Origin of the sequence: Desulfosporosinus sp. Sb-LF (assembly GCF_004766055.1) — a bacterium.
Classification (GTDB): domain Bacteria; phylum Bacillota; class Desulfitobacteriia; order Desulfitobacteriales; family Desulfitobacteriaceae; genus Desulfosporosinus.
Map to the genome: position 1 here is coordinate 1 of NZ_SPQR01000009.1, position 25293 is coordinate 25293.

Annotated in this window: 24 protein-coding genes; 2 read left to right on the forward strand and 22 right to left on the reverse strand. The window is 44.3% G+C overall.

Features of this window, described 5'->3' with window-relative positions; genetic code table 11:
* Positions 1 to 152: 152 nt before the first annotated feature.
* From E4K68_RS14085 to ftcD, 20 genes are all read right to left on the reverse strand, one after another.
* Entirely contained in the window at positions 153 to 950 is a 798-nt protein-coding gene (locus E4K68_RS14085) for a methyltetrahydrofolate cobalamin methyltransferase (RefSeq protein ID WP_135379578.1), read from the reverse strand.
* 302 nt (positions 951 to 1252) lie between these two features.
* Complete coding sequence (locus E4K68_RS21470; protein WP_282432994.1) at positions 1253 to 3076, reverse strand: sigma 54-interacting transcriptional regulator; 1824 nt, start codon at positions 3074 to 3076, stop codon at positions 1253 to 1255.
* 242 nt (positions 3077 to 3318) lie between these two features.
* Positions 3319 to 3858 (reverse strand): hypothetical protein, encoded by a 540-nt coding sequence (locus E4K68_RS14095; RefSeq protein WP_135379580.1) that lies wholly within the window; start codon positions 3856 to 3858, stop codon positions 3319 to 3321.
* 1 nt (position 3859) lies between these two features.
* Positions 3860 to 5260, reverse strand: a complete 1401-nt coding sequence (locus tag E4K68_RS14100; RefSeq protein ID WP_243450378.1) for an amino acid permease — start codon at positions 5258 to 5260, stop codon at positions 3860 to 3862.
* A gap of 157 nt (positions 5261 to 5417) precedes the next feature.
* Complete coding sequence (locus tag E4K68_RS14105; RefSeq protein WP_135379581.1) at positions 5418 to 5699, reverse strand: hypothetical protein; 282 nt, start codon at positions 5697 to 5699, stop codon at positions 5418 to 5420.
* A gap of 26 nt (positions 5700 to 5725) precedes the next feature.
* On the reverse strand, positions 5726 to 5986 hold the full coding sequence (locus E4K68_RS14110) for a hypothetical protein (protein WP_135379582.1): 261 nt from the start codon (positions 5984 to 5986) through the stop codon (positions 5726 to 5728).
* Positions 5987 to 6080: 94 nt separating this feature from the next.
* Positions 6081 to 7391 carry a glycine/betaine/sarcosine/D-proline family reductase selenoprotein B gene (locus E4K68_RS14115; protein ID WP_135379583.1) on the reverse strand — a complete coding sequence of 437 codons (1311 nt, stop codon included), beginning with the start codon at positions 7389 to 7391 and terminating at the stop codon, positions 6081 to 6083.
* 19 nt (positions 7392 to 7410) lie between these two features.
* Positions 7411 to 8697 carry a glycine/sarcosine/betaine reductase component B subunit gene (locus tag E4K68_RS14120; protein WP_135379584.1) on the reverse strand — a complete coding sequence of 429 codons (1287 nt, stop codon included), beginning with the start codon at positions 8695 to 8697 and terminating at the stop codon, positions 7411 to 7413.
* A 29-nt stretch (positions 8698 to 8726) separates the two neighbouring features.
* A complete protein-coding gene (locus E4K68_RS14125; protein WP_243450393.1) occupies positions 8727 to 9086 on the reverse strand; it encodes a GrdX family protein in 360 nt (119 codons plus the stop codon).
* 47 nt (positions 9087 to 9133) lie between these two features.
* The gene (gene grdD, locus E4K68_RS14130; protein WP_135379586.1) at positions 9134 to 10306 is read right to left on the reverse strand and encodes a glycine/sarcosine/betaine reductase complex component C subunit alpha; all 1173 of its coding nucleotides are present in this window, start codon (positions 10304 to 10306) and stop codon (positions 9134 to 9136) included.
* A gap of 36 nt (positions 10307 to 10342) precedes the next feature.
* Positions 10343 to 11881, reverse strand: coding sequence for a glycine/sarcosine/betaine reductase complex component C subunit beta (gene grdC, locus E4K68_RS14135; protein WP_135379587.1), 1539 nt, complete (start codon positions 11879 to 11881; stop codon positions 10343 to 10345).
* Positions 11882 to 11954: 73 nt separating this feature from the next.
* Positions 11955 to 12398: a glycine/sarcosine/betaine reductase complex selenoprotein A gene (grdA, locus tag E4K68_RS14140; RefSeq protein ID WP_135379588.1), complete on the reverse strand. Its 444-nt coding sequence runs from the start codon at positions 12396 to 12398 to the stop codon at positions 11955 to 11957.
* Between the two features lie 16 nt (positions 12399 to 12414).
* Positions 12415 to 12729, reverse strand: coding sequence for a thioredoxin family protein (locus E4K68_RS14145; protein WP_135379589.1), 315 nt, complete (start codon positions 12727 to 12729; stop codon positions 12415 to 12417).
* 35 nt (positions 12730 to 12764) lie between these two features.
* Positions 12765 to 13697, reverse strand: coding sequence for a thioredoxin-disulfide reductase (trxB, locus tag E4K68_RS14150; RefSeq protein WP_135379590.1), 933 nt, complete (start codon positions 13695 to 13697; stop codon positions 12765 to 12767).
* A 1019-nt stretch (positions 13698 to 14716) separates the two neighbouring features.
* Positions 14717 to 16273 (reverse strand): ABC-F family ATP-binding cassette domain-containing protein, encoded by a 1557-nt coding sequence (locus E4K68_RS14155; protein ID WP_135379591.1) that lies wholly within the window; start codon positions 16271 to 16273, stop codon positions 14717 to 14719.
* Between the two features lie 30 nt (positions 16274 to 16303).
* Complete coding sequence (locus E4K68_RS20685) at positions 16304 to 16459, reverse strand: hypothetical protein (protein ID WP_199241777.1); 156 nt, start codon at positions 16457 to 16459, stop codon at positions 16304 to 16306.
* A gap of 105 nt (positions 16460 to 16564) precedes the next feature.
* Positions 16565 to 18511: an ABC-F family ATP-binding cassette domain-containing protein gene (locus tag E4K68_RS14160; RefSeq protein WP_135379592.1), complete on the reverse strand. Its 1947-nt coding sequence runs from the start codon at positions 18509 to 18511 to the stop codon at positions 16565 to 16567.
* Positions 18512 to 18712: 201 nt separating this feature from the next.
* Complete coding sequence (locus E4K68_RS14165) at positions 18713 to 19018, reverse strand: hypothetical protein (protein WP_135379593.1); 306 nt, start codon at positions 19016 to 19018, stop codon at positions 18713 to 18715.
* Between the two features lie 62 nt (positions 19019 to 19080).
* On the reverse strand, positions 19081 to 20364 hold the full coding sequence (gene hutI / locus E4K68_RS14170; RefSeq protein WP_282432995.1) for an imidazolonepropionase: 1284 nt from the start codon (positions 20362 to 20364) through the stop codon (positions 19081 to 19083).
* 475 nt (positions 20365 to 20839) lie between these two features.
* A complete protein-coding gene (gene ftcD / locus E4K68_RS14175; RefSeq protein ID WP_135379594.1) occupies positions 20840 to 21736 on the reverse strand; it encodes a glutamate formimidoyltransferase in 897 nt (298 codons plus the stop codon).
* Between the two features lie 253 nt (positions 21737 to 21989).
* On the opposite strand from ftcD, the gene E4K68_RS20415 reads away from it, so the two are divergent.
* Positions 21990 to 22127 (forward strand): hypothetical protein, encoded by a 138-nt coding sequence (locus E4K68_RS20415; protein ID WP_158291428.1) that lies wholly within the window; start codon positions 21990 to 21992, stop codon positions 22125 to 22127.
* Between the two features lie 13 nt (positions 22128 to 22140).
* On the opposite strand, the gene E4K68_RS14180 is transcribed toward E4K68_RS20415, so the two are convergent.
* On the reverse strand, positions 22141 to 22797 hold the full coding sequence (locus E4K68_RS14180; RefSeq protein ID WP_243450379.1) for a cyclodeaminase/cyclohydrolase family protein: 657 nt from the start codon (positions 22795 to 22797) through the stop codon (positions 22141 to 22143).
* Between the two features lie 200 nt (positions 22798 to 22997).
* On the opposite strand from E4K68_RS14180, the gene E4K68_RS20420 reads away from it, so the two are divergent.
* Complete coding sequence (locus E4K68_RS20420) at positions 22998 to 23159, forward strand: hypothetical protein (protein WP_158291429.1); 162 nt, start codon at positions 22998 to 23000, stop codon at positions 23157 to 23159.
* Between the two features lie 31 nt (positions 23160 to 23190).
* On the opposite strand, the gene E4K68_RS14185 is transcribed toward E4K68_RS20420, so the two are convergent.
* Positions 23191 to 25227, reverse strand: a complete 2037-nt coding sequence (locus E4K68_RS14185) for a urocanate hydratase (protein WP_135379595.1) — start codon at positions 25225 to 25227, stop codon at positions 23191 to 23193.
* Between the last annotated feature and the right edge of the window lie 66 nt (positions 25228 to 25293).

The window sequence follows — 25293 nt, forward strand, 5'->3', positions numbered from 1 at the left end:
AAGCGCTTGTGTTAATTTTTTAACTTTGGCGAGATTGCCACTGATAACGCTTTTTGATAGTTCTTCAAAGTTTGCCATTGGTCTAATAACCCCTTTCAAATCAATCTATTGGTAATTACTTGCAAATGTTATGCCAATCGCAACGAAAAAGCCTATTCCAATTTGCCGCCTCGGTACGCACCTAAATAATTAGCACAATAGCTATCGCGACCCGCAATGGTCTCAGCGGCTATTATATTAGCCATCATTTGCTTATCTAAAGGATTGATGATTAAACCGTCTAAACCTCGATCAATCGCCATTACTGCAAAAGACTGGTTCAATAATTTCCGGATGGGTAATCCGTAAGAAATGTTCGACAAACCACACATGGTGTGAACCCCTTTATAGGTCGTCATAATCTTTTCAACCGCTTCTAAGAACTCAATTCCAAAAGCATCTTTCGTGGACACTGGCTGTACTAGCGGATCGACAAAAATATTGTCCATTGGGATATTATTCTGAACTAGCCCATTAATAAGTTTATCTGCAATGGAGAGCCTAGCATCTGTGGTTTCAGGCATCCCCTCGTCACTCATGCACAGAGCTACAACTTTGTGTTCTGTACCAGCGATCAAAGGCAAAAGAGCTTTGTAGCGTTCTTTTTCTAAAGAGATAGAATTAATCATAGCGACCCCTTTATGTACGGAAAGCGCTTTTTCAATAGCTTTTGGATCCGGACTATCGATGCAACAGGGAGCACCCTCTGTAGCCTCCTGCACAATTTCTACAAGCCATTTTAAATAGTCGGCCTCTTTACCTACAAAAATCCCGGCGTTTACATCGATATAATTGGCCCCCGCTTCTAATTGATCTACCGCCACTTTTTGAATTGCCACTGTGTCTTGTGTTTCAATCGCAGCTCGAATAGCCTTGCGGCTCGCATTGATTAACTCTCCAACTATAAACACGATCGATCACTCCTTTATATTTCTGAATCTTCCTTTTCTTTACTATTATGCAAGAATTGTGCCAACCCTTAGACCACCTATCTCTTGCCTTAGTCCACTAAAACCAGAAAATAGATTTGCCTATTAACAATCGATGTCTCAAATTAGGATGTAACGCGTGGTAAATCCCCATAAATGGCTTATTGGCGTTTATGTCATTATAGGAAATATATCCTATTATTTTGAGACATGGACAATATAAGAACCTACCCCCTCGGGTAGGTTCTTATATTGCTATCTTTCGCCTATAAATTAAGGCTTTTTTATTGAAGTCCTTTCGCATTAATCTGATCCTCTAAATCCATCTCCTTTATTTTTCTATAAAGAGTTGAACGACTCATTCCTAGTGATCTCGCAGCTCTTTCTTTGGCACGGCTGCCCGGACCAAACCTATTTAAAGCCTCAGTTAGGGCATTTCTCTCCAAATCCGCGATTGATTGAATACGCTCTTGGTGCTGATTCACTGGTATAGTCGTAGCATGTTTAATAATTCGATCAGGTAGATAGTTTACATCAATCAACGAATCAGTGCAGACGTTAGCAGAGTACTCAAATGCATTTTCTAATTCCCGAACATTGCCCGGCCAAGGGTATTCGAGCATTTTCGTTAGAGCTTCCTTTGTATATCCTTGAATATGTTTTTCCAGAATCAAATTGTACTTTTGGATAAAACAGTGAATCAGCAACTTCAGATCCTCCTTTCTTTCCCTCAAAGGTGGAATATGGAAAGGGATAACACTTAAGCGATAAAATAAATCGCTTCGGAATTGGTTTGCCTGTATCATCTCTTCCAAGTTCCTATTGGTGGCAGCGATAATTCGAACATCCACAACTAAAGGTTTGATCCCGCCCACTCGCTCAATTGTAAAGTCTTGGAGTACGCGCAAGAGTTTGACTTGTAAATGTAATGGCATGTCACCGATCTCGTCAAGCAATATGGTTCCACCATTGGCCAATTCGAATTTTCCTGGTTTACCAGCACGTCGCGCTCCTGTGAATGCTCCTTCTTCATAGCCAAACAACTCACTCTCAAGTAGGCTTTCGGGAATAGCTCCGCAATTTACTGCAATAAAAGGAGCATTCTTCCGCATGCTTTCTTGATGAATCGCACGTGCAAACAGCTCCTTACCTGTGCCGCTTTCACCCGTGATCAGAACCGTTGAATCCGTTGTCGCTACTCTACACATTTTCTTTTTAATATCAGTCATTGCCGTGCTTTGGCCAAGAATACCATCAAACGTATGCTTGCGTTCTTCCCGAATAACACGCCCAGCCAACTTACGCATTTCTCCGATTGAGCGAATAGAAATTACGAATCCCCCAACTTCTTCTCCATACTTGACTTCCGTAATTGTACTCATGAAATGCAATGTTTTTTGATCTTTCTTATAAAATACATCTTGCTCTACATAAGGTTGAGTCATCTTTAGGAGCGTACCCATGCTGATTCCTGAAAAGACTTCTTCAACCCGTCTTCCATTTAGCAGATTAGATTGTACCATGAGAAGATTTTCAGCTGAGCGATTAAGGTGGGTTATTTTGCCATGATAATTTACCGCCACAATTCCTTCACGTACAGAATTAATCAAGGTATTAAATTGTTCAGCCACCTCCTTTGATTGTTTGTATAGTGCCATTTCATTAAGTTTTCCTGATATTAATTCAACGACATGCTGTAAAAACGTTTCGAGTTTAGCGAAATCTTTTAATAGATTTTCTTTTTGCGTTTCATTGAATGCGTACAGTGAGATTGAACCAAATACCTTATCTCTAAGCTTAATTGGGTATAACAGGCCCGCCAATACCTTGCAGGTCTCCTTGAGATTACAATTCTGACACAGCTGACCTTTCATGGGATCGGATACTAAGAAACTCTTCTGTGTGCATCGCAACTGATAACTTATTGATCCTGTACCATAAATAACTCCAATTTGATCTTTATACTTTCCAGTACCCGCTATGACCTCTAGGTTCTCATCTACAATGGCTACTTCGAAATCAAGTACTGCTGCAAATGCATCTGCTACGCTTTGGATATAATCTTGCACTGACTTAAGATTAGAAAAGCTTGTGTAATTTTTCTTCAAGCTATTACCTCCCTTTATCTCCAGGCGACATATATTTATAGGCATAGCTTATCCCCCAATTAGGATGGAGTGGGATATAAAAACCTCATGGCCAATAACACCTTCTATCCATATTTATCCATTGTCTTAGTGTACACCTTTTGCAGCTATATTCCAATATGTTCCATTTATATATTTATTGAAAATTACAAATAAAAAGCAATAACTATATTCGACTTCGAAAAGTCGAATATAGTTATCCTTTATTGATTAATTAACTCAATAAGCTTTTCTTCGATATACGCTAACAATTCTTTTTCACCAATATGAACTTGCTCATTTATATCATTTGGTTTCACAACAAAGAAGTTGATGATGAGCTTATTATTTTCAATGAAATATTCCTCAAGATGAAGGGGCAAAAAAATTACTTCTAATTCCTTAAAAAGCTTGTTGCTTTTAGTTGGATCAATTTTCTCTACTAAAGATTGCAAATTGAGTTTCTTAAGCGGCCGAATCATTTTATCAGTGTAAGTGAGATCTTCTAACATCCATAGGTTATTGCTATAAAAACGACCTTCTTTTTTATTTTTGCCGGAAAAGGATTCTCGATTTGTGATAGCACTTAGCGCTTTACGTACAGACTCCGGTGTAAATTCGTCGTCATAGGCATATTTCAATCCTGGCATATCCATTACGTCAAATATGAATAATTCGGAAACCTTGTTCCTCTCTTTTATGGAGTGCCAGTAGAACAGCAGAGCCTCCACAACATCTAAGTTCACCATAATTCTTTCGATCATATTAGTACCCCCGCGGTCTAGGCCAACTTTTAGCACCAGCCTTAATAAACGATGTAGTATTTACAAATTTATACCGGTGAAATTTAAACCACAATGAGGCGAGTATATAGAATAGAAAACCGGACAGGATGTTTACCCAGTAACCGAAGTACATCCCCCCTAAGGTAGCAATGGCCAGAATCAGTAAGATAACAGCTGGCATGGGATGCCAAGGCGCAGTATACCCTCTCTTAATAGTCCCTAACGGATACATTGATCGGAACTTAAACATCATCACTGCAGTTAGTACGTATACCATTATGGCCGAAAATATGGAAAAGGTAATGACTTGGTCCAAAAGTCCCGTAAAGCCAAAGGCTATTGAAATAGGTAGCAGGAAAAGGATGGCTCGATACGGGGTTTTATACTTTGGATGGGTTGCGGCAAAGACTCCAGGAATTAAGGTATCTCGGGACATAGCAAACCAGGCCCGACTGGAATCGTTAATACATCCATTTGCACTAGCAAGGCAGGCTAGAATGGTGCCGATAAAGAGGGCTAGAATGATGTAAGGTTTCCCTGTCGCTAAGGCCGCATCATATAAAGGAAATACAGATTTCCCCAATTTTTCAGCTCCGACCATACCAGAACATACAAACCAAGTTGTAGTGGCACCCACAATTAGGGTGACTAATCCTACCATAGTTCCTACAGGTAGTGCTCGACTAGTGGATCGACATTCTTCTGCCGCCAAAGCAGTCCCTTCAATTCCCAAATAGAACCAGATTCCGAATTGTAAGGCAGCGATGATGCCTACCCATCCGTAGGGCAGTCCATCTGTAAGTTGCTTAATCTGAAGGAGGCTAGTAGCGGGATCATAAAATTTTGTCCCAAGGAGCAAGATGAAAATCGTGACGAAGGCAATGGCTGTAATGAAGAAGTTCAAGGTCAACGTAGCATATACTCCTCGATAGTTTAAATAGGTGAGAAGCAGTAAACTCAAAATGATGTAGGGTAGTGCTTGAACATCAGGATTCAGTGATTTAAGGATCTGCCCTACCACGAGTGCATCTGCTGCTTCGAGCATCACGTATTCGAAAACGAGCATGAGCCCGACGTTAAATGAAGCAAGTGGACCCAACATATATTTTGCCATGGCATATTGACCACCCGCTTCAGGAATAACGGATCCAATTTCAGTGTTTATCATGACTAGAGCGATAAAGAGTATCCCTATAACCCAACAGGCAATAATTGCCCCTAAGGATCCCCCTTTAGCAATCGTAAAATTCCATCCCATGAATTCACCGACTAAAACAATCCCTACTCCAAGTGCCCAAATATGCATGGGGCCAAGTACTTTAAGAAGATGCGATTCTTTAGTCTTGTCACTTGTCTGATTTAGTACAGGCTTTTCTTCCACCTTGCCTCCTCCACCCTTTCTCGCTAAGTTATTACTTTCAAGTGAAACTACTTCTTAGCGTTTTGTTCTTTTTCCACTAGGATGAAATCACTCATAATCAGGAGGAAAATTACACCACACATCCCCCAAGCAACCCAGTTCATGATGCTCCAGAAACTCATTTTTTTACCTCCTTGGGGTTCAGATACACCTGCTTGACCATGACTCTTAACTCTTTTTCACTTTGAGGAATAATAAAGATGAGGTAGCCAACAAACCCCGCTACAATCACTAGAAAAGTGCTGATTTTAAAGACATAATGTATACCCGAAGTAGAATCACCGACGAGTACTCCGCCCTGCATCAACATCGTCGTAAGTAGAGTGGCAAAGCATAATATCATAATAAATAATACATCAAAAATTCCCATCAACCGGGTGTTCTTTGGCGTTTCATTCATTCTATCGCCCTCGATCATTTATTTCTCTACGAATTGGACCCCATGATGTCTTCACTATAGAGTTCGTTTCGATGCTTTTTTAGGTGAGCTAGTACTGCGATGGAAGCAGAGGTAACAGACAAGCCTGCAATCATTCCGACTGTTAGAGCAATCAGACGAACTGTTGCTGTGGGGGCCAGCTTACTAACCACCGTCATCGTATAGATTAGAACTACCCATAGAAAGAGGATAAAGGCAGTCATTAGACTGCGGTCCCTGAAATGCATTTTTAGGATTTTTTCTTCCATTTTTTTACCCTTCGTCTTCTGATAATTAAAAACCAAATTAATCTAATTTCGAGGACCGGAAATTTTGCTGCCGGTCCTCTACAATAGTATTGACTTACTCAAAATGAGTCGGCTTGGTAACTTCAATAGTCAAAGCGTCCACAGCCTTTTTAACTAAGTTTCTTCTAAGGGTATGCTCATTTTCCTTGTTAAGTTTTGGATTTCCTACCGGGAAAGGAATAGCTATCGTCGGAACAATTCTGTTTGCGCCGACTGACTCAGAAATAGTCGTAATAGTTGCCATGTGAACAATAGGAATACCATATCGTTCGATTTCTTTTACAATCGTTGCGCCGCAACGAGTACAAGTCCCTCAGGTTGAGGTTAAAATAACACCATCTACCCCTGCAGCTTTTAATTCTGCTCCGATTTGTACCCCAAATTCCACAGATTTACCGACAGCTGTTCCCGTTCCGGTGGTCGTATAGAACCAGTCGAAGACCTTTCCAATATATCCTTCAGCCTCAAATTCTTTTAACACATCTAAAGGCGCAACGCGGTCAGGCATCTCATTAGCATAGACTGGGTCATAGCCCCCATGGGTTGTATAATAGCAAGGAGCCTCAAGTGCATTAATTTGGCTAATGTTGTATTTACCCCATTTTTGAGCACTGGCTGACTGTATATGATCCGGATTTCCTGCAGGAACGATGCCACCCGAAGTGCACAAAGCAATGGTTGCCTTGCTTAAATCTTTAATGGCTGCAGCCGGTGAAACCACGTCGAACACAGGCATTGGCATTTCCGTTTCAAAGGGCTTGCCTTGTAGGCGGTTAATCAGCATTTCTACCGCTCTTTGTGAGCCTCTTTTTTCCACGAAGAGAGTCTTTCTCATGCCACGGGCAATGTAGCCTTCTACTTCGGGAGGTCCTACTTCGATTCCTTTGGCTAATTTGCAGGTTAGAGAAGCCATTATAGGTAATGCCTTGCGCATTCCGCCTGCAGAATCACTCGTACCGACTACGTAAGCAATCTCTTTGCAAAGATCTAATCCCGGGTTTTCCAAGTACATGCCCGTTATTACCGGGATGTTTAGTTCTTTAGAAACGGCTATAGAAATCTCTGCACAGGCGACTCCATACCGACCAGCATTAAAAGCGGGTCCTGCTACAAACACATCCGGAGAAGCTTCTTTAATGGTGTTTAGAATGCTTTCCATTACCTCTTGTTTGTTCTCATTAAAGTAATTATCACCACAGATAATCGTGCCAACGACTTCGCCCTCTCCTTTAATCAACGTGTTAAAGCCTGTAGCGGGGCCGACCGTTTCCGGCCTGTACTCGGGAGGCATACTCGCTTTATCTTCACCTCCTACCTGGCCAAAAAATTGGTTTACGTAGTAAACAACTCTAAATTTATCTGACATCACATATCCCCCTTTGCGATTAATACAATCTACAGGTCACATTGTGAAAGCCAATTTCCGAAGTGGCACCTATTACCGCATTCAATTCACACATCAAAGTACCATCTTCCAACAAAGCACCCTCCCAGCCACCGGCCAAGACAGCAATAGCAGCCGCATTTCCAATGATCTTATCAGCAGGAGGCAAGGTAACCACGTGACTCACATTTCCACCCGATACGACTGCTACTGCTTCTACTGCTGTATCTGCTAAGGGTTGAGACATGCCGTCTCTTCCTGCACACTCGTCGGTCATCAAGACTGTTTTAATTCCGGAGTTTTCACATTTCTTGCAAATCATTAGTAGATCTGAATCAGGATTTCCGTAGCCTTCTTCGGAAACAATGACTGCATCCGCACCGAATAGTTTCGCCAATTTAACCGTGTAGTCGGAGGCACGGAGTTTTCCCGCTAGGGTCGTATGTTCGGGAACCATGATGCATCCCATGAAATTGATGGTCTTACCATGCTGTGCATATAGGTCAAGGATCATCGAATTGTTTTGATGCTGGTAAGTCGTGATTTTATCACAGGCTGCAACACAGTTTCCGCTAATAACAGCATTGTCTAATTCTTCATTAGGATGGAGTATAGACGGCAAAATAGTCTGGGCGTTGACACCGTAGATATAGGTATCATGGAGTAAACCCTGAGTAATCATCATCTCAGCATACAAAACTTTGGGCAATTCAGGATATTTAGCCGTTTCTTCAAAAACGTTACCAATTTCAAAGGTTAATACCTCATCTGGAACGAGATCCTTTCCTGCTTGCCCAATATAAGTTGCTGCCCGCAAGCCAGCGAACCGGACCGTTTCTTCATGGGTATGCGGAGCGAGATCTTCGACCACACGAATATCCACCGTCAAATTATTCGTCTTGGAAAATGGGGTCCATTTAGCCCCTTCACCCCACATGTCAATAACGCCTTCCTGAAAACCTACCACATCACCCACGGTTACCACAGCACAACCCGATAATACATGGGTTCTTCCTTCCCCACACTGAGCCTGCTTCTCAGTGACCCCTGGAAACCCGTTATTGCCCCCTTGAATTTTCACCCTGGGCTCAATCACGTCTTTCACAGGAATAATCCTTACTTTTTCTCCCGGCATAGCCACATCAAGGATGACGTCTTTGATTCGTTCGTCTTCTTTTAAATAGGCAATCAAGCCCATCTTATCTACTGTCAAGACGCCATTACTTATAGAGCACTCATTACCGAACTGGATATCGTTAATATGAATCCGCCCAATTTCCAGTTTCATTTTATTCACTCCCTATGTTTTGACTTGCATCACCATGTTGCCATTTGTTCCTTTATGGCTGATTCGAGAAGTAGCTGGTCTAACTTTTTGTAGTCATCCCCATTGACGGTATCGGCTTTACGAAAATCCATATGATTTTTGAATTTGATAATGCTATCCTCAATGATTTCTGCATCCAAGAAATTCATACTTTCCAATTTTCTCCCAATAATAATGGAGCGAAATGGAGAGAACATCATCCTTAGGCTCGCCGGCAACGGGTGACTGATTAACTCATAACCCTCATGGACTAAATCCCGCACTTTAATCAGAATCTCTTCCACTGATCCATCCAGGAAAAGGACATGGTCATGTTTTTCGGCGACGATGGGGTTATTGGTGATGATCACGTTTTTCAATCAAGCTCTTCCCCTCTCAACGCAATTCATCCGTGGGGTTATAGAAAATCACTTTTTTTCAAGATTTCTAAGGCTTTTTCCCTATCTTCTGGGGCAATTAGAACAATAGGCCCCGTGCAACCCATGCCACTCTCGGCATAAATGTTGACTTCCCACAACACCTGGACAGCGTCTTCCAATTGCATTACTTCAATACCAGGAATGGCATCGGTTACTGGCTTTTTCAGTGGAGGTGTCACGTTACTTTCCTTTTTGCTAATCATTCCTCCTTGCCTCACGGATTCAAGTAAATCCTCCCACCCTGCTTTTCGGGCAACCGCAAATTCGGTTTTAATCGTTTCTGTCAGGTTTCCTTTGACACAATCCGCCGCAAATCGAAGAGCACCTGATACGACCGGGGCCCCTGAAGCCCTGGAGATAATGCCAATGATTCGGTTAAAGTCTTCTCCTACTCCGGGTCCATAGCCATATCCAGATGCTTCATAATTTCCGCCGGTATTACAGGCCGAAAACACCTTCATTAAGACGTTTCCAGTTAGACTATCTTGAACCATGACATCAGGTACACCCATGAGCAAGTCGTTACCCCGCATGACTAAACCGCCATCCGCCCTGGCTGATTCTGTGAAAGTAATGGGGTAACCCCCTTCTTTCAGCTTGACTAGGGCTCTTTCCAGTTGTCTTGCGCCCTCAATATTTAAGATTCCTACTGTGGGATTCGTCTTCCCACAAGCTTTCGCTACGGCTATCCCATAGATCGTATTCCTGAGCATGGCGGGTATCCGTTCTATGGCCGCGGTACCCGTCGTGGTTGCCAGAAACATTTCTCTCCCCTTAGCCGGAGTGATGACCCTGCCAACCGTCGATACCCCAATGGGGAAACTGTAATGCATCGTTACCGCAGCATCGAGAGTATGGTTTAGTAACATTTCATCCATCAGCGCATGGGCTTTTTCTTCATCGGATGCCGCCACAGTTTCCAAGTGCGTTTGGACCCCATTGCCCAGTAAGACAACTTGGATGTCCGGATTCAGAGCTTGGGCAAGTTCTCCCCCGCGTACAAGTTCCTCAGGCCCATGTTCACTTCCGAGGATGGTTAGACCTACTCTGACCTTTTTACCAAAAGAATTGGCAGCAGCATTGGCTTCGAGATGCTGAGCAATTTCTTCAAAAACATCTGCGATAGTCGAACGAATCGATTCCTTTTTCATGATTAATTTCACCTCCCTTTGGGATGCATATCATCATCAATCGTTTGCCAAAGCCTTAGAAAGATCTCGCATGGCTTCCGCAATCATTAAACGCACGTCTTCTTTTTTGAATCCGATATCAAGCATTCCATTGTTCTTTTCTATAGTGAAGGAGACACCGTCAAAAAGATTGGTCAACCTTCCCAAGAAAAGACTGCCTTTTCCAATGATCATAGCTCTGGAAATATCTCCAGCGAGGATCATCTCTCGGGCGTGACCAATAAATGGAATTCCCGAGGGAATGTGGCCCTGAGTTGGGGCAAATCCAGGCATGCCGAATCCCGCAACAACCTTCGCTAAATCTCCCTTTTCTAATTCCCCTCGTTTAACTCCCAGTGCCCCGATCATTTTGTAGTTGGCAAGGGGCACGTCGCCTGCTCCAGCCGGTTCAGTAATTTCCGGGTTTTGCAATTCAGCCGCATAACGATCGACTTCGGAAATCTTATACCCCATCCTGTCCAGTGGATCGGTCACAATGGCCGTCATTACAGCCTGAGGAGAGGCCCCTGAGCCAATTTTATGTCGTCCAACCCCATCGGTACGAATCACGGGGTTGATACCGTCATTTTCAGCAACGTGAATCGCGAAGGCCCCAAGCATGTCTTCCAAAGCAGGCAGTCCCTTTTTAACATGATCCTTAGAATTCATCCCGAGTTTGGTGGAGGCACCACCGGCTAGGACGACAATGTTTTTATAAATTCCGCTTTGAGCTAGGGCAGCTGCTTCAATGAGTGCATGAGTAGGTCCAGCACAAAAACTCCGGGTATCTGAGCCCGTAGCATTTACACAACCACACATCTCTCCAATGGCTTTGGCAAAGTTTCCGCCCCCACGTTGGTTCATATCTCCACACGCTTCCTCTGAGCATTCGATGAGATATTCGACTTCTTCTGCTTTTAAATCTGTTTTCATCAAGAGCAGTTGTAAAGCAAATGCAGCCGAAGCTTTACTTACGAGATTTTCCATCATGACATGGTCTGATAACGCTTCATCAAACTCATGAGCTTTTTTTACACACCCCACTAACTTGGCGTTAAAGTACAGCGGCTGGGCTAAATGATTATCCACTAACTTCTGAATTTCTTCCGCTATGCCAGGTTGTTTTTCGAGTTTATCCAGTCCTTTCAGTTTGTTGAGTATGATATGGTTTGCAACTTTTTCTTTAACTTCAGTCTGAAATTGTCCCTCTAAAATGACCAAATCAAAGACATCCACCATTTTCATTAACCCTATAAATTCATCTTCTGGCATAATTTCACCAAATTTACCGTCCCGACTCGTACTCAAATCCAAGTGTTCATACCAGGGACGAGCGTAGTCCTTCAACTCATCCGGTGATATATTTCCTATGTACACCTGGTTAGGTGGATACGACACCGCGTGGTCAAAGCTTCTTAAGTGCTTTGGGAGGTCTTGAAGGTGATCTGATTCGGCATTCTTACGTCGTTCCGATGTCTGGGTGGTACCATGATGAACAAGCATGTCGTTCGCTTGGATTAAAGCATAAGCAGCACCTTTTACCACTGGAAAATTCATTACATCACCTCTATAAATTACGCAAAGGGTAATGGAAATAAAAAACTTCATTTATCATTACCCTTGCGAAATACTATTTACGATAGGTTTTCACTTCTTCTATGATCTCATCTACATTGAGTACCATTTCCATCATGCTGATCTGTTCGTCATAGACATCAGCATCAACCTGGTCCTTCAATTCGAACACGTGATAAGCTTTGAGTCCCAACGAGACTCCGGATAACGGACCTGCAAACGTAGGATCGCCGGTTGATACGGTTTCTGCAGCTAGGCCGGAAGCTTCTGCCTCCGCTCCTCCTAACACCACGATGAAATCTTCCTTACCGTATTTTTCCGCTAAATCCTTGATACGCGTTTGGTTTTCCAGATCCATTGCCCCAGCGGCAGTTCAAACAAAGCACTCTGTCGTGGAGAATACCACGTCTGCTCCAGCTGATTTGATACATTCTTCGATGGCAGGCCCTGGTATACCGTCGCGATCACCCAAAATGGCTACTTTTTTACCTTTCAGCATTTCACTCTCTCCCATCCTAAATTAGTTCTTGAAGTTTAGCTTCCACATCTTCAATGGAAAACTCCTTACAAAGTTCTCCCACTATTTTACCCTCTCGGTAAAATAGAATGGTGGGTAAGCCCAAGACCTTTTGGCTAATGGCTAGTCTCTTACTATTGGTGGTATCAAGACTGCAAAATTTGGCTTTTTCAGCGTTTCTGTCGGCTAGTTCATGAACACTGGGCATCATTGCTTTGCACGGTTCACATTTTGGCCCCCAAAAATCGACCATGACTAGACCTTCTGCTTTTAACACCTCTTCTTCAAAGTTCTCCTTGGTTAGTACGATCACGTTGATTCATCTCCTTTTAGGATAAACTCTCCTCATTATTGGGTAATATATTTTTCAGCCTGTGTTGCAGCAATAGCACCATCAGACACAGCTGTAACCACCTGACGAAGTGACTTTTTCCGTACGTCACCAGCGGCAAACACGCCCAGGATGTTAGTCTTCATTTCATCGTCGGTTAAGATGTAGCCACTGTCCATTTTGACCTTATTTTCGAACAAGCTACTTAAGGGTACAAAGCCAACGAATACGAACACACCGAAGGCGCCGTCCTCCTCCGGTGCAAAGATTTCAGTCTCCTCACCACTTTTAACATGCTTGACTACCATACTCTCAAGTAGTCCATCACCTTTAAGTTCTGTGATAACCGTGTCCCATAAAAAGGCAATTTTCGGATTGGCAAAAGCCTTTTCCTGTATGGATTTGGCTGCCCGAAGTTCGTCTCTCCGGTGGATAATGGTGACTTTGCGAGCAAACCTTGTAAGATACAAAGCCTCTTCCACCGCTGCATCTCCCCCACCGATTACATAGATTTCCATGTCCTCAAATAAGGCCCCATCACAGGTAGCACAGTAGGATACACCCTTCCCCACAAGCTTTTTCTCCCCAGGACAGCCGATGGGGCGTGGAAACGCACCGGTGGCTAAAATAACTGTTTTGGCAAGATACTCGCCTCTTTTACCAGTGATCTTTTTCACTTCGCCCTCAAGCTCCACATTCACGATGGTGTCGTATACCTTCGCGGTACCGAAATGCTCCGCCTGATGCACCATGCGTTCAATGAGCGATGGACCGGTTTCGCCCTCTATGCTGCCAGGATAATTTTCAATTTCAGAGGTGATAACAATTTGTCCTCCGTCCTTTTCCTTTTCTACAATTAAGGTATCCAACTTTGACCTACCTGCATAGATACCTGCTGATAGCCCTGCCGGACCTGCACCGATAATAATCAGATCATATATTCTCTCCACTGTAACTCACTCCCCACAAAACCTTTGTCTCTTTTTCTAAAATCCCTGTTTTTTAAATACGATCTTAATCCGTAAAGCGCTGCAGTCATCCCGCCCGGACCGCCGCCAACAATGAGAACATCATAGACCTCAGACGTTTCTGCTCCTCCTTCAAGAAATTCAGACCTTTTGAATCTTCTTTAAACAGGTGATTTACGCTCTCTGTCTGAGATTTAATTTATGCAATTATTATGCCAACTTTAAATGGTACTGCTAAGCAGGCATTTGAAGCATGGGGGTCAAACTAAAAAAGTAACTCGTCTCATTTTCGAACGAAGATCTGTAATATTTATGAAAATAGGCCATTCTAACTCATGGAATTAATAAAAACAGTCCCATTTTAGGACTGTTTCTATAGAAAGACTTTAAAATTATTCCAAAATTAAAACCAAATAGTTAAAAAACGTAGGCCTCACTCTCTTGATGTGAGGCCTACGTTTGAACAACGTATTATCTCATATTTTTCTTGAATCCTTTTTTTGGAGAGACCAATGGAATATTCAGTAACTTAGACGGTTTTAGGGCTTTTCTTCTTTTAGGACGGATTTTCTCATTTTGAAACCTTTGCGACACGTCTTTTTGATAATCGAGTAGGAGTCTACCCATTATTTGAGTAGCCGACCTCGCATGACAAATCTTGTTTCAACCGTGATTGAAACTTATCTCTTCGCGTCCATGATACCTCCTACGGTAAGACGATTCACTTTCATTCCATGCACCAACATCATTTACACTGGTATGTCTGTGTAATTAATTGGACTTCGTTTTGTTTAGCAAACTCGTCCCATATCCTATGCCTGATCATAGTGGACTTTCACCACCAAGTTAATCGCCATGTGTGGCGCACCGAAAAGGGAGCGTAACGAAACTTTAGTTTCGCTACGCCCCCTTTTTATATAGGTATCTAATGGGCTGATCATTATGACAGCTATTGAATGGGTGATCGTTCTAAAGTGCTGCTGCTCCTTATACCCTTTATCTTAGACGATCTTAGTGGTCCACTCTTCCAAATTCCACACATCCGTTACCCAATCTTCGTAGAAGTCTGGTTCATGGGAAACGACAAGCACTGTCCCTTTATAGTCAGTAATGGCTTTCTTAAGTTCTGCCTTAGCCTCAACATCTAAATGATTGGTAGGCTCGTCGAGAACCAGCCAATTTACATCCTTCAGCATAAGTTTACATAGTCGAACTTTAGCGTTCTCTCCACCGCTCAACACCATCATCTTACTGGAGATGTGTTCACTGGTCAAACCACACTTCGCTAAGGCCGAACGCACCTCGCCATTCGAGAGTCCTGGAAACTCGCCCCACACTTCATCCAGCGCCGTTTTCGCGTTCTTGCGACTAGATTCCTGCTCGAAATAACCAGGATATAAATAGTCTCCAAGTTCAACTTCACCAGAAACCGGCGGAATATGCCCAAGCAAGGTCTTTAACAAGGTGGATTTACCTAACCCGTTGACCCCACGAATCGCAACCTTTTGCCCTCGCTCCAGAGATAAATCTAAGGGTCGGGTCAAAGGTTCATCATAACCCAACACGACATTCTTTGCCTCGAAAATCACCTTTCCTGGCGACCGAGCTTCTCTAAATCTAAACTTGGGTTGGATCTTCTCTCTTGGTCGCTCAAGCAGGTCCATCTTTTCCAACTGCTTCTGGCGACTTTTGGCCCGACCCGTCGTTGAAATTCGAGCTTTGTTCCGGGCAATAAAATCTTCAAGCCGATCTACTTCTTTTTGCTGCTTATCGTAAGCTTTAATTTCTTGAACCTTACGGGTTTCGAAGAGAGCCATGAATTGCTCGTAGTTTCCGGTATAGCGAGTTAAATTGGCATTTTCAACATGATAAATAACGTTCACAACGCTATTCATAAAAGGCACGTCGTGGGAAACGAGGATAAATGCATTTTCATACTGATTAAGATAGCGCTTCAACCACTCAATATGCTCCACATCCAAGAAATTCGTCGGCTCGTCGAGAATCAATATACTCGGATTTTGGAGCAAAAGTTTCGTGAGTAAGACCTTTGTTCGTTGCCCTCCGCTTAAATCCGTGACATCTTTGTCCAAACCGACTTCGCCAAGACCCAGTCCATTGGCAATTTCTTCAATCTTCGTATCAATCATATAAAAACCATTGTGTTCTAGTATGCTCTGAATTTCCCCGACATCTTCCAACATCTTGTTCATTTCGCTTTCCGAAACACTGCCCATTCGGTCGTAAAGTTCTAACGTCTCCGCTTCCAAATCAAACATTCCTTGAAACGCCTCTTTGAGAACATCGCGGATTGTTTTTCCTTTTTCCAAAACTGTATGCTGGTCCAGATAACCGACCGTCACCCGGTTTGACCATTCAACGTTCCCTTTGTCAGGCATAAGCTTTCCAGTAATAATATCAAGAAACGTTGATTTTCCTTCCCCATTTGCCCCAACTAAGCCAACGTGCTCCCCTTTTAATAAGCGAAAGCTAACCTCTTCCAAAATCTTACGTCCGCCAAACCCGTGGCTAACGTTTTCTACATTCAATATGCTCATGTGACTTGACTTCTCTCCTTAATTGCAACTTTACTTATCGAACATTCCGCCAACTTTGCGACGTTTAATACCTTTTCTCTTCTCACCGATTTTCTGCGTGGCTTTGGTCGGTCCACCTTGTTCAGAACTCTTCCGCTTTTTCTCTTCAACTAACCGTTTCATCTGTTCCAAAGCTTTATCATCCATATTATAATACATCCTCCAATTATTTTAAGGTAAAATTCGATTCTTTCGATTCAACACTTTTAGCTTATAACTTTTAGCCTTTTAACTTTTTAACGGACGACTATCCTATCCTTTATTTTGAGCTATTTTTTCCGCTAGTTCGTTCAAATGCGTCCAACGCTCGAGCATATCGTCCAGTTTTTGCTCTAAGGCTTGTTGAATTGCCACTAACTCAGTTAGCTTTCCAAAATCACTGCCCACATCATTCATAAGTTGATTGTTTTTTTGAAGTTCCTCTTCCGTTTGCGAAATTTGAGCCTCAATTTGTTCATAATCCTGCTGTTCTTTATAGGTCATTTTAAGCGGGCGTTCTTTCTTCCTCTCAGGTTCAACATTTTCCGACTGAACGTCCGTCTTTCGATACGTTTTAGCCAAAGAAGCTAAGTTATCCGCCTGAGCCTCCGCTTGAGCTATCGCATAGATTTGTTCACGATAGTCCGAGTAATTTCCCACGTACGACCGAATAACCCCCTCTCCTTCAAAGGAGAAAATCTTATCCGTGATTCGGTCGAGAAAATACCGATCATGGGAAACAGTAATGACTGCCCCTGGAAATTCATCCAGATATCCCTCTAAAATCGTTAAAGTTTGAATGTCCAAATCATTGGTCGGCTCGTCCAATAAAAGGACATTCGGAGCACCCATCAAAATCCTCAACAGATAAAGTCTACGTTTTTCCCCTCCGGAAAGTTTCCCTATCTGCGTCCATTGAACAGCTGGTGGAAATAAAAAGCGTTCCAGCATTTGAGACGCAGTCAAAAAGCCCCCATCAGCCGTGGGAATCACTTCAGCCACCGCTTTGATTTCATCAATTACACGAATGTCCGGATTCAAATACGTATTTTCCTGAGTAAAATACCCCATATTGACCGTGGAACCTAGCTCTATACTTCCCCTATCTGGGGTGAGGCGACCAGCAATCAAGTTTAATAAGGTCGACTTACCACTTCCATTAGGGCCGATTATCCCAATTCGATCATTTCTCAAGAGAATATAATTGAAATCTTCGATCACGACACCCCGGTCAGGAAACTCTTTTCGCACATCTGTACATTCTAAGATTTTTTTTCCTAAGCGTGAAGCCCCAGCAGGCATTTCAAGTCGATCAGCGTGCTCCATCGGTTTATCTGCCTGAAGCTTTTCAAAACGATCGATCCTTGCCTTCTGCTTAGTCGTACGGGCCTTAGCTCCTCGACGCATCCATGCAAGTTCACTGCGGAAAAGGTTTTGCCGTTTTCTCTCGGTTGCCTCGACTTGCTCTTCCCGCTCCACTTTCAATTCTAAGAAACGACTATAATTTCCAGGGTAAGGATAAAGTTTTCCCTGGTCTAACTCTAGCACCCGGCCAACGACACGATCAAGAAAATACCGATCGTGCGTAATCATGACCAGCGCACCTTTGCGTTTATTCAAATACTGTTCCAGCCAATCCACCGTATCATTGTCAATGTGGTTCGTCGGCTCATCGAGAATCAGAATATCCGTTGGGTTGATGAGCGCACTTGCTAAAGCCACTCGTTTTCTCTGCCCGCCTGATAGAGTCCCTACCAAGGTATCGAATTTAGAAATTCCGAGTTTATTCAGAATGGATTTAGCTTCGTTTTCCAGTTGCCAAGCATCCAGCTCATCCATTTGTTGCCCTAGCGCAATCAGCGTTTGTTGAAGCCTCGGCTGATCTGGGTCTTCATCCAGCTTTTCCAAGGCCATTTCATACTCCCGCAACAATTGCATAACAGGGGAATTCCCCTTAAAAACCTGCTGTAAGACAGTCGCTTCATCTTCAAAATCTGGATTCTGAGGGAGATACTCTAGGCGCACGCTATTTCCCATCGTGACTTTGCCCTGATCCGGCCATTCCACTCCCGCCAAGATTTTGAGCAGAGTGGATTTACCCGTCCCATTAACCCCGATGAGCCCTATTTTTTCTCCGTCGTCAATCCCAAAGGAAATATCAGCAAACAGTACTTTTTCGCCATAACTTTTCGTCAAATTCTCAGCAGTTAAGATGTTCATGTTTTGTTCCTCTTCCCCTTACCAAAAGCTGTAGAACACCTTATTATATCATAGTTCACTAAAACGTGCCGAAACAAAAATCCCATAACCGTGCAGAAATGCACGGTCATGGGACTAACTTATCTTATCTATAACATTGACCCTATTATCAATTATACCTAGCCTTAAGATACCTCTTCATTGGCTAATCCGTTCAAAATTTCATGAGCACCACGACGAATAGCGCCAAATTATCTTAGCCGACTCCATTTTTAATTGATCCCTCTCTATTTCGGAAATGGAGCCTTTCTCTTCCAACGTCTTCATCCGCTGGCGACTTTCTTCAGATCCTTTCAACATGAGATACATCTCATCTTGACGTGAACCCATGAAATCCATTCTCTGGTTCATGACATCCATTCTCTGGTTTAATCCTGCCACGTCTGTCTTCAATACTTGCACGTCCGTTTTCACGGTCTCAAGTAAGCCTAGGACTTTTCCAAACATCTCTCGAGTTTCTTGATCCACTTCATTACTCCTCCCCGAGCTTGTTTTCTATCCTCTCCCATATGTTTCCATATTACAAATCTTCAAGTAGTTTGTCTATCAAAAATCTTGGAATCCCATACCACGTTCCCCCGTTTAATCACCGTCCCAACCGGATTATTTCCAAAATGATACGGCAAATAATTCAAATTCGGTATGTCGAGAATAAGAACATCCCCCTGTTTCCCCACTTCTAAACTTCCCACCTCATTCGCCCTACCAATGGCATGTGCAGCATTGATTGTCGCCGCCGTCAAGGCTTCCTCAGGAGTAAGGCGAAGATAAAGACAAGCAAGGGTCAAAACTAGGGGCATGGACTCTGTAGGGGATGACCCAGGGTTCGAATCTGTGGCCAAAGCCACAGGCACCCCAGCACTGATCATTTCTCTTGCTCTTGCATACGAATTCTTGGCAAGATTAAACGACGTCGCCGGAAGTAGTACCGCGATCACTCCTTGTTTAGCAAGAGCGGTAATCCCTTCATCCGAAGCCTGAAGTAAATGGTCCGCACTCGTCACGCTCAGTTTCGCTGCCAATTCTGCTCCTCCTGCCGGATCTAATTCATCGGCATGGATCTTCAACTTAAAGTTAAGTTGTTTAGCTTTAGATAAAATTCGCTCACTTGAGTTGACGCTGAACACCCCAGGCTCGCAGAAAACATCACAGAACTCTGCAAGACCCTCAGCTGCAACGTTTGGCAGCATATCTTCAATAATGTAATCTGTAAACTCCTCTTCGCTAAAACCCGGCGGAACCGCATGTGCTCCCATAAATGTAGGTACTAGATCGATTACCTGTTCATGGTTTAATTCCTTAATAAGACGCAACGCCCGCATTTCTTCATCTAACGTTAAACCATACCCGCTCTTCACCTCAACCGTCGTCGTTCCCAGACTAAGCATCGTCTGAAGTCGGCGGCTTGTTTGAGCCTTAATCTCTCCATCCGTAGCCTGTTTTGTACTCCGAACCGTTGAGAGAATTCCCCCGCCTTGTTTAAGAATCTCAAGGTAAGGAACTCCTCTAAGTTTCAAGGACAATTCATTTTCGCGCGAACCAGCATAGATAACGTGCGTGTGTGGATCAACAAACCCCGGAGACACAACCTTACCCTGGGCACCAATTCGCCTAGTTTCCGGCCCAACCAATCCACTAGCAAGAACCTCTTCCGTTGTGCCTACCGCTACAATCTTACCCTCTCGAATAGCCACAGCACCGTCTTCAATCAAACCAATCTCGGACATACCTTCCCCACGAGCCGGACATCCAGAGTGACCCTTCATCGTCACCATCACCTGCGCAGAATGGATCAAAAGATCCGCATACAGCACCAAACCATCTCCTTTAAAAGCTTATCAACCTCGTTCCCAGCCCCACGGCACAGCACCCAAGCAGAGGTGCGATTTTCTTAGAGAGCATGTCAGCGGCGTTGCGTCAAACAATAGCATGCAGCGCATGTATACGTAGAAAGCTCTCCTCGTCGTTCCAATCCCCTTCCGACCCCAGACCAGAGGAAGTTTCTTAGCTTAGAGAAGCACTTTAGCGGAATCGCGTCAATGAGCGCAGACGATAAAGCGTAAAGAAACTCAACGGGACTTGTCCATGGATGGACTGATGCCGCGGTGCCAAGGATGGCAAGGAGCGGCGCACTACAGAACGCCCCAGGGTTTTGCGTTTTAGCCTTATCGTCAAGCGAATAGCGATGCAGCGTGTGCGATCACGATAGTCTCCGGTGGAGACTATCGCCAAAGGCGCTTACCTAAAACGAACACATACCGCCGTAGGATGCTATGACACTTCCTTCCCCTAAAACCCAAACACACGCTTCTCTAAAATCTGCTCACTTGAAAAATCACGCAAACCCAAATAGTAGGTTGCCACATCCATCATAGCATCAAGCGGAACCAGACCAACAATTTCGCTACCGACAATCGGCACTCCGAAGTGAGCGGCTTCAGTTTTAATAAACTCCATAGCCCGATACAGTGGAGTTCCTTCGGTATCCACCATATTCATTGAGATTTGCACAAGACCTTGCTCGGAAAGATCAATCCCCAGCGCCTTGACGTTGACAAATCCTCCGGAGCTCCCACGAATCCCCTTGGCAATAGCCTTACCAATCTCAATATTTGTAGTTCCAAGGTTTACATTAAACGCAACAAGAGGCGGACGAGCCCCAATGGCAATCGCTCCCGCCTTTCCCAAAACACTCGGTCCATAATCCGGAGCACGCTCAGGCGTCGTGATACTCTCCTTCAGTCCTTCATATTGCCCTCTACGAACCTCCGCGAGATTCCGTCTTTCGGCCCTTGTCGCCGCCTTCTCATAGAGATAGACAGGGATTGAAAGTTCTCGTCCAACCCGTTCCCCTAACGTTTTAGCCAGCTCAACACACTCTTCCATGGACATACCCCGTACAGGAACGAAAGGAACAACATCCGTAGCTCCCATCCTTGGATGTTCTCCCTGATGTTGATCAAGATCAATCTTCTCGGCCGCTTTAGAAATCAGCCTCCAGGCAGCTTCAAGCACCTTCTCTGGTTCACCAATCATACTAATAACCGTCCGATTGTGGTCCGCATTACTAGAATAATCCAGCAAAGTAACACCCGCTACCTGCCTCACCTCAGCAAGAATTTCATCTACAACATCCAGCCGCCTACCCTCACTAATATTTGGAATACATTCTACGACTTTTACCACATACAACATCTCCCTAAAACTACTAATCCTTGTATCTCAATATTCCATTTCCCACATTCCGTATCCTATATCCCGCAGGCCCGTTTTCACGTATTCATGTATTCCCGTATCCTGATCCCCGGCGCAGCACCGAAGCAGGGGGGCGATTTGCCTCAAGCCAGAAACTATCCCCAATGTGCGTCCGTGATCCAACCCTGAATCGCTTCAATGAGCGCAAACGCCAAGGCGTTAAGAAACGCAACGGAACTTGTCCATGACTCGAACAGGACGTTTGAGGTTAGAGCATCGCCATGGATGGCAAGGAGCGGCGCACTTACAGAACAACCTAGAGGTTTTGCGTTTTAGCCTCGGCGTCAAGCGAATAGCGATGGAGCGTGTGCGAACGGGCTAAGACACTGACTCTTCTACTTCAACCTCTCCAACACCGTACCCTGACATTCCTCGAACAATCGATTTCCCTCAGAACGTATCACTTGGCATTCCACCAACAAATCCTCTTTCGTTTCAATGGACTTTAACCCCAACGCATTAATTTGCACATTATAGAGAGCTCCCTCAAGACCCGACTTGAACATTAAAGCCGCAACTCCCATGTCACTCAAAGCGTTGGGATTTCCCTTAGCAAGCAAACTAGGGATTTCACGTAAACCTGCCAAACACTCCTTAGCCGTTCGCAAGGGAATCTCCGCCGCCTTAATTGTGGCCACTTCCAAAGCCTCACGACGAAGCATCTTTTCATCCTCAGTATTCTTCGGAAGACCCAAGGCCTCCATCACGACCTTGAAACCATGGGTATCCTCATCAACTAAAGCCAATAACAATTCTTGCCTCGCCACTGCCATGTCCATTAATGACCTCATCTCATCCTGAACAGCAGCAAACTTCTCCCGCCCAATCGTCAATCGACAAACCATAGCCACCAGCGCATATCCTTGAGCCCCAGCATAAGCAGCCACACTCCCGCCACCCGGCGCAGGCGACGACGAAGCCACTTCACGGGCAAATTCACTTAAACTCAAATCCCTAAGATTCAAATTACCCACACCCTTCGTTAGTGTCAACCCAAAATTCCCCAAATCAAGAACTCCCACTGTATCCGTTAACGTTAGCCAAGCCTACGTCCCTCGTCCCCCGCTTAACAAACGCTTTTTCGTCAAAGACGCAAACATCCTCACACGTTCCAACCCCGTCGACCCACAAACCCAAGGGAGTTTCTTAGCTCAGAGAAGCACGAAGAGCGGAATCGCGTCAATGAGCGCAGATGCTAAGGCGTAAAGAAACGCAACGGGACTTGTCCATGGATGGACTGATGCCGCGGTGCCAAGGATGGCAAGGAGCGGCGCACTTGCAGAACAGCCCCAGGGTTTTGCGTTTTAGCCTTAGCATCAAGCGAATAGCGATGCAGCGTGTGCGAACGGGCTAAGAAACTTCCTCCTCGATACAGCAGCGTGTTTCTAAGAAACTTCCCCCCCGAACAACCCCTCAACTAACCTATCCACCAATTCCTCCTTAGGAATAAAAGGAACCGTAATATGTCCTAAACCCTTATAACGCTCATTAAACTCAATGCTCGTTTCAATAGAGTGTTCGTTTCTAGCCCAAGACCGCCGTGCCACTCCGCCCATGACGTCCCATAACAGAGCGGACTTAATCACGTTATCCACTCGCTCGCTCCCATCGAGTACCAAGCCAAAACCACCATTGATAGCTTTTCCAATGCCTACTCCCCCACCGTTGTGAAGGGATACAAGGCTCATTCCTCTAGCGGCGTCTCCGGCAAAGCTTTGTACAGCCATATCTGCCATAACATTACTGCCATCTTTGATATTGGCGGTTTCCCTAAACGGTGAATCCGTCCCGCTCACATCATGATGATCCCGTCCGAGCATAACCGGTCCGATCTCGCCCGTGCGAACCATTTCGTTGAATTTAAGCGCGATCTTTATCCGCCCTTCAGCATCCTGATATAGGATTCTAGCTTGCGTGCCGACCACGAGTTTATTTTTCTCAGCATCCTTAATCCAGATATAGTTATCCCTATCTTGGCCCCGACGATTTGGATCGATACAAGACATCGCTGCCTCATCCGTTTTTCTCAAATCTTCTTTTTTGCCGCTGAGGCAAACCCATCTAAAAGGCCCATACCCATAATCAAAGAGTTCTGGCCCCATAATATCTTCAACATAGGACGGGAAAATAAAGCCATCCTTTTCATCTACACCGTTTTTGGATATCTCATTCACCCCAGCATCATAAACCGCTTTCATGAAAGAATTTCCATAATCAAAGAAATAGGTGCCTTGTTCTACTAAAGTACTGATCAACTCGAATTGACGCTTTAAACTCCGATCGACGAGTTCCTTAAATTCAGCCCGATTCGTGCTAAGAAGCCTTGTCCTCTCTTCAAAAGAAATACCCTGCGGGCAATAGCCCCCTTCATAAGCAACATGGCAAGACGTCTGATCTGAGAGCAAATCCACTTTGATCTTATTTTCAACCGCATACTCCAGCAAGTCCACGACATTCCCTTGGTAAGCAATCGACATAGGTTCTTTCTTCTGCACATACTCATCAGCAATACGGAAAACTTCGTCAAGATCAGCCGACACACGACTAACCCAGCCCTGAGCATAGCGGGTCTTTATCCTCGACTCATCGACTTCCGCGATAATCCCAACCCCTTGGGCTATTTCCACGGATTTCCCTTGAGCCCCACTCATACCACCAAGACCCGACGAGATAAATAATCGTCCTCGTATATCCCCATCATGAGGAACCCCTAACATTAATCTTCCGGCATTGAGCAAAGTGTTGAACGTACCATGCACAATTCCCTGGGGTCCGATATACATCCAGCCGCCCGCCGTCATTTGACCATAATTGGCCACACCCATTTGTTCAGCAACTTCCCAATCCTTCTGATTGTCAAACATACCGACCATCAAAGAATTGGTTATAATCACCCTAGGCGCTTCTGGCCGCGAGGGGAATAGTCCTACTGGGTGGCCCGATTCCATGACCAAGGTCTGATGATCTGTTATCACTTCAAGATATTTCTTAATCAAACGATACTGCAGCCAGTTTTGACAGACACTCCCCGTTTCACCATAGGTGACAAGTTCATAGGGATAAAGGGCTACTTCAAAATCCAGGTTATTATCGATCATAACCTGGAAGGCCTTACCTTCAATGCAGTTCCCTTTATAGTCATCGATTGGCTTCCCATGCAATGGCCCGGCTGGACGAAAACGATAAGCGTAAATCCTACCTCTGGTCCGCAATTCTTCGAGAAATTCCGGGGCCAATGTTTCATGCAGTTCCTCAGGCACATAGCGCAGAGCATTTTTCAAAGCGATCTTCGTTTGAGCCTGTGATAGACTAAACCCCCTGTCAGGAGCCCTTCTGATTCCTTCTACAAACTCCTGTATTTCTGGGAGTTCCGGTTTTAGCTTTATGGTCATGGCTTGTGAGATGTCATAATTATTGATCATAACATAGTCCTCCTCACCCAAATAAGAGATTTACAATCCAGTAATATGCAACAGCCTTAGTTTCAA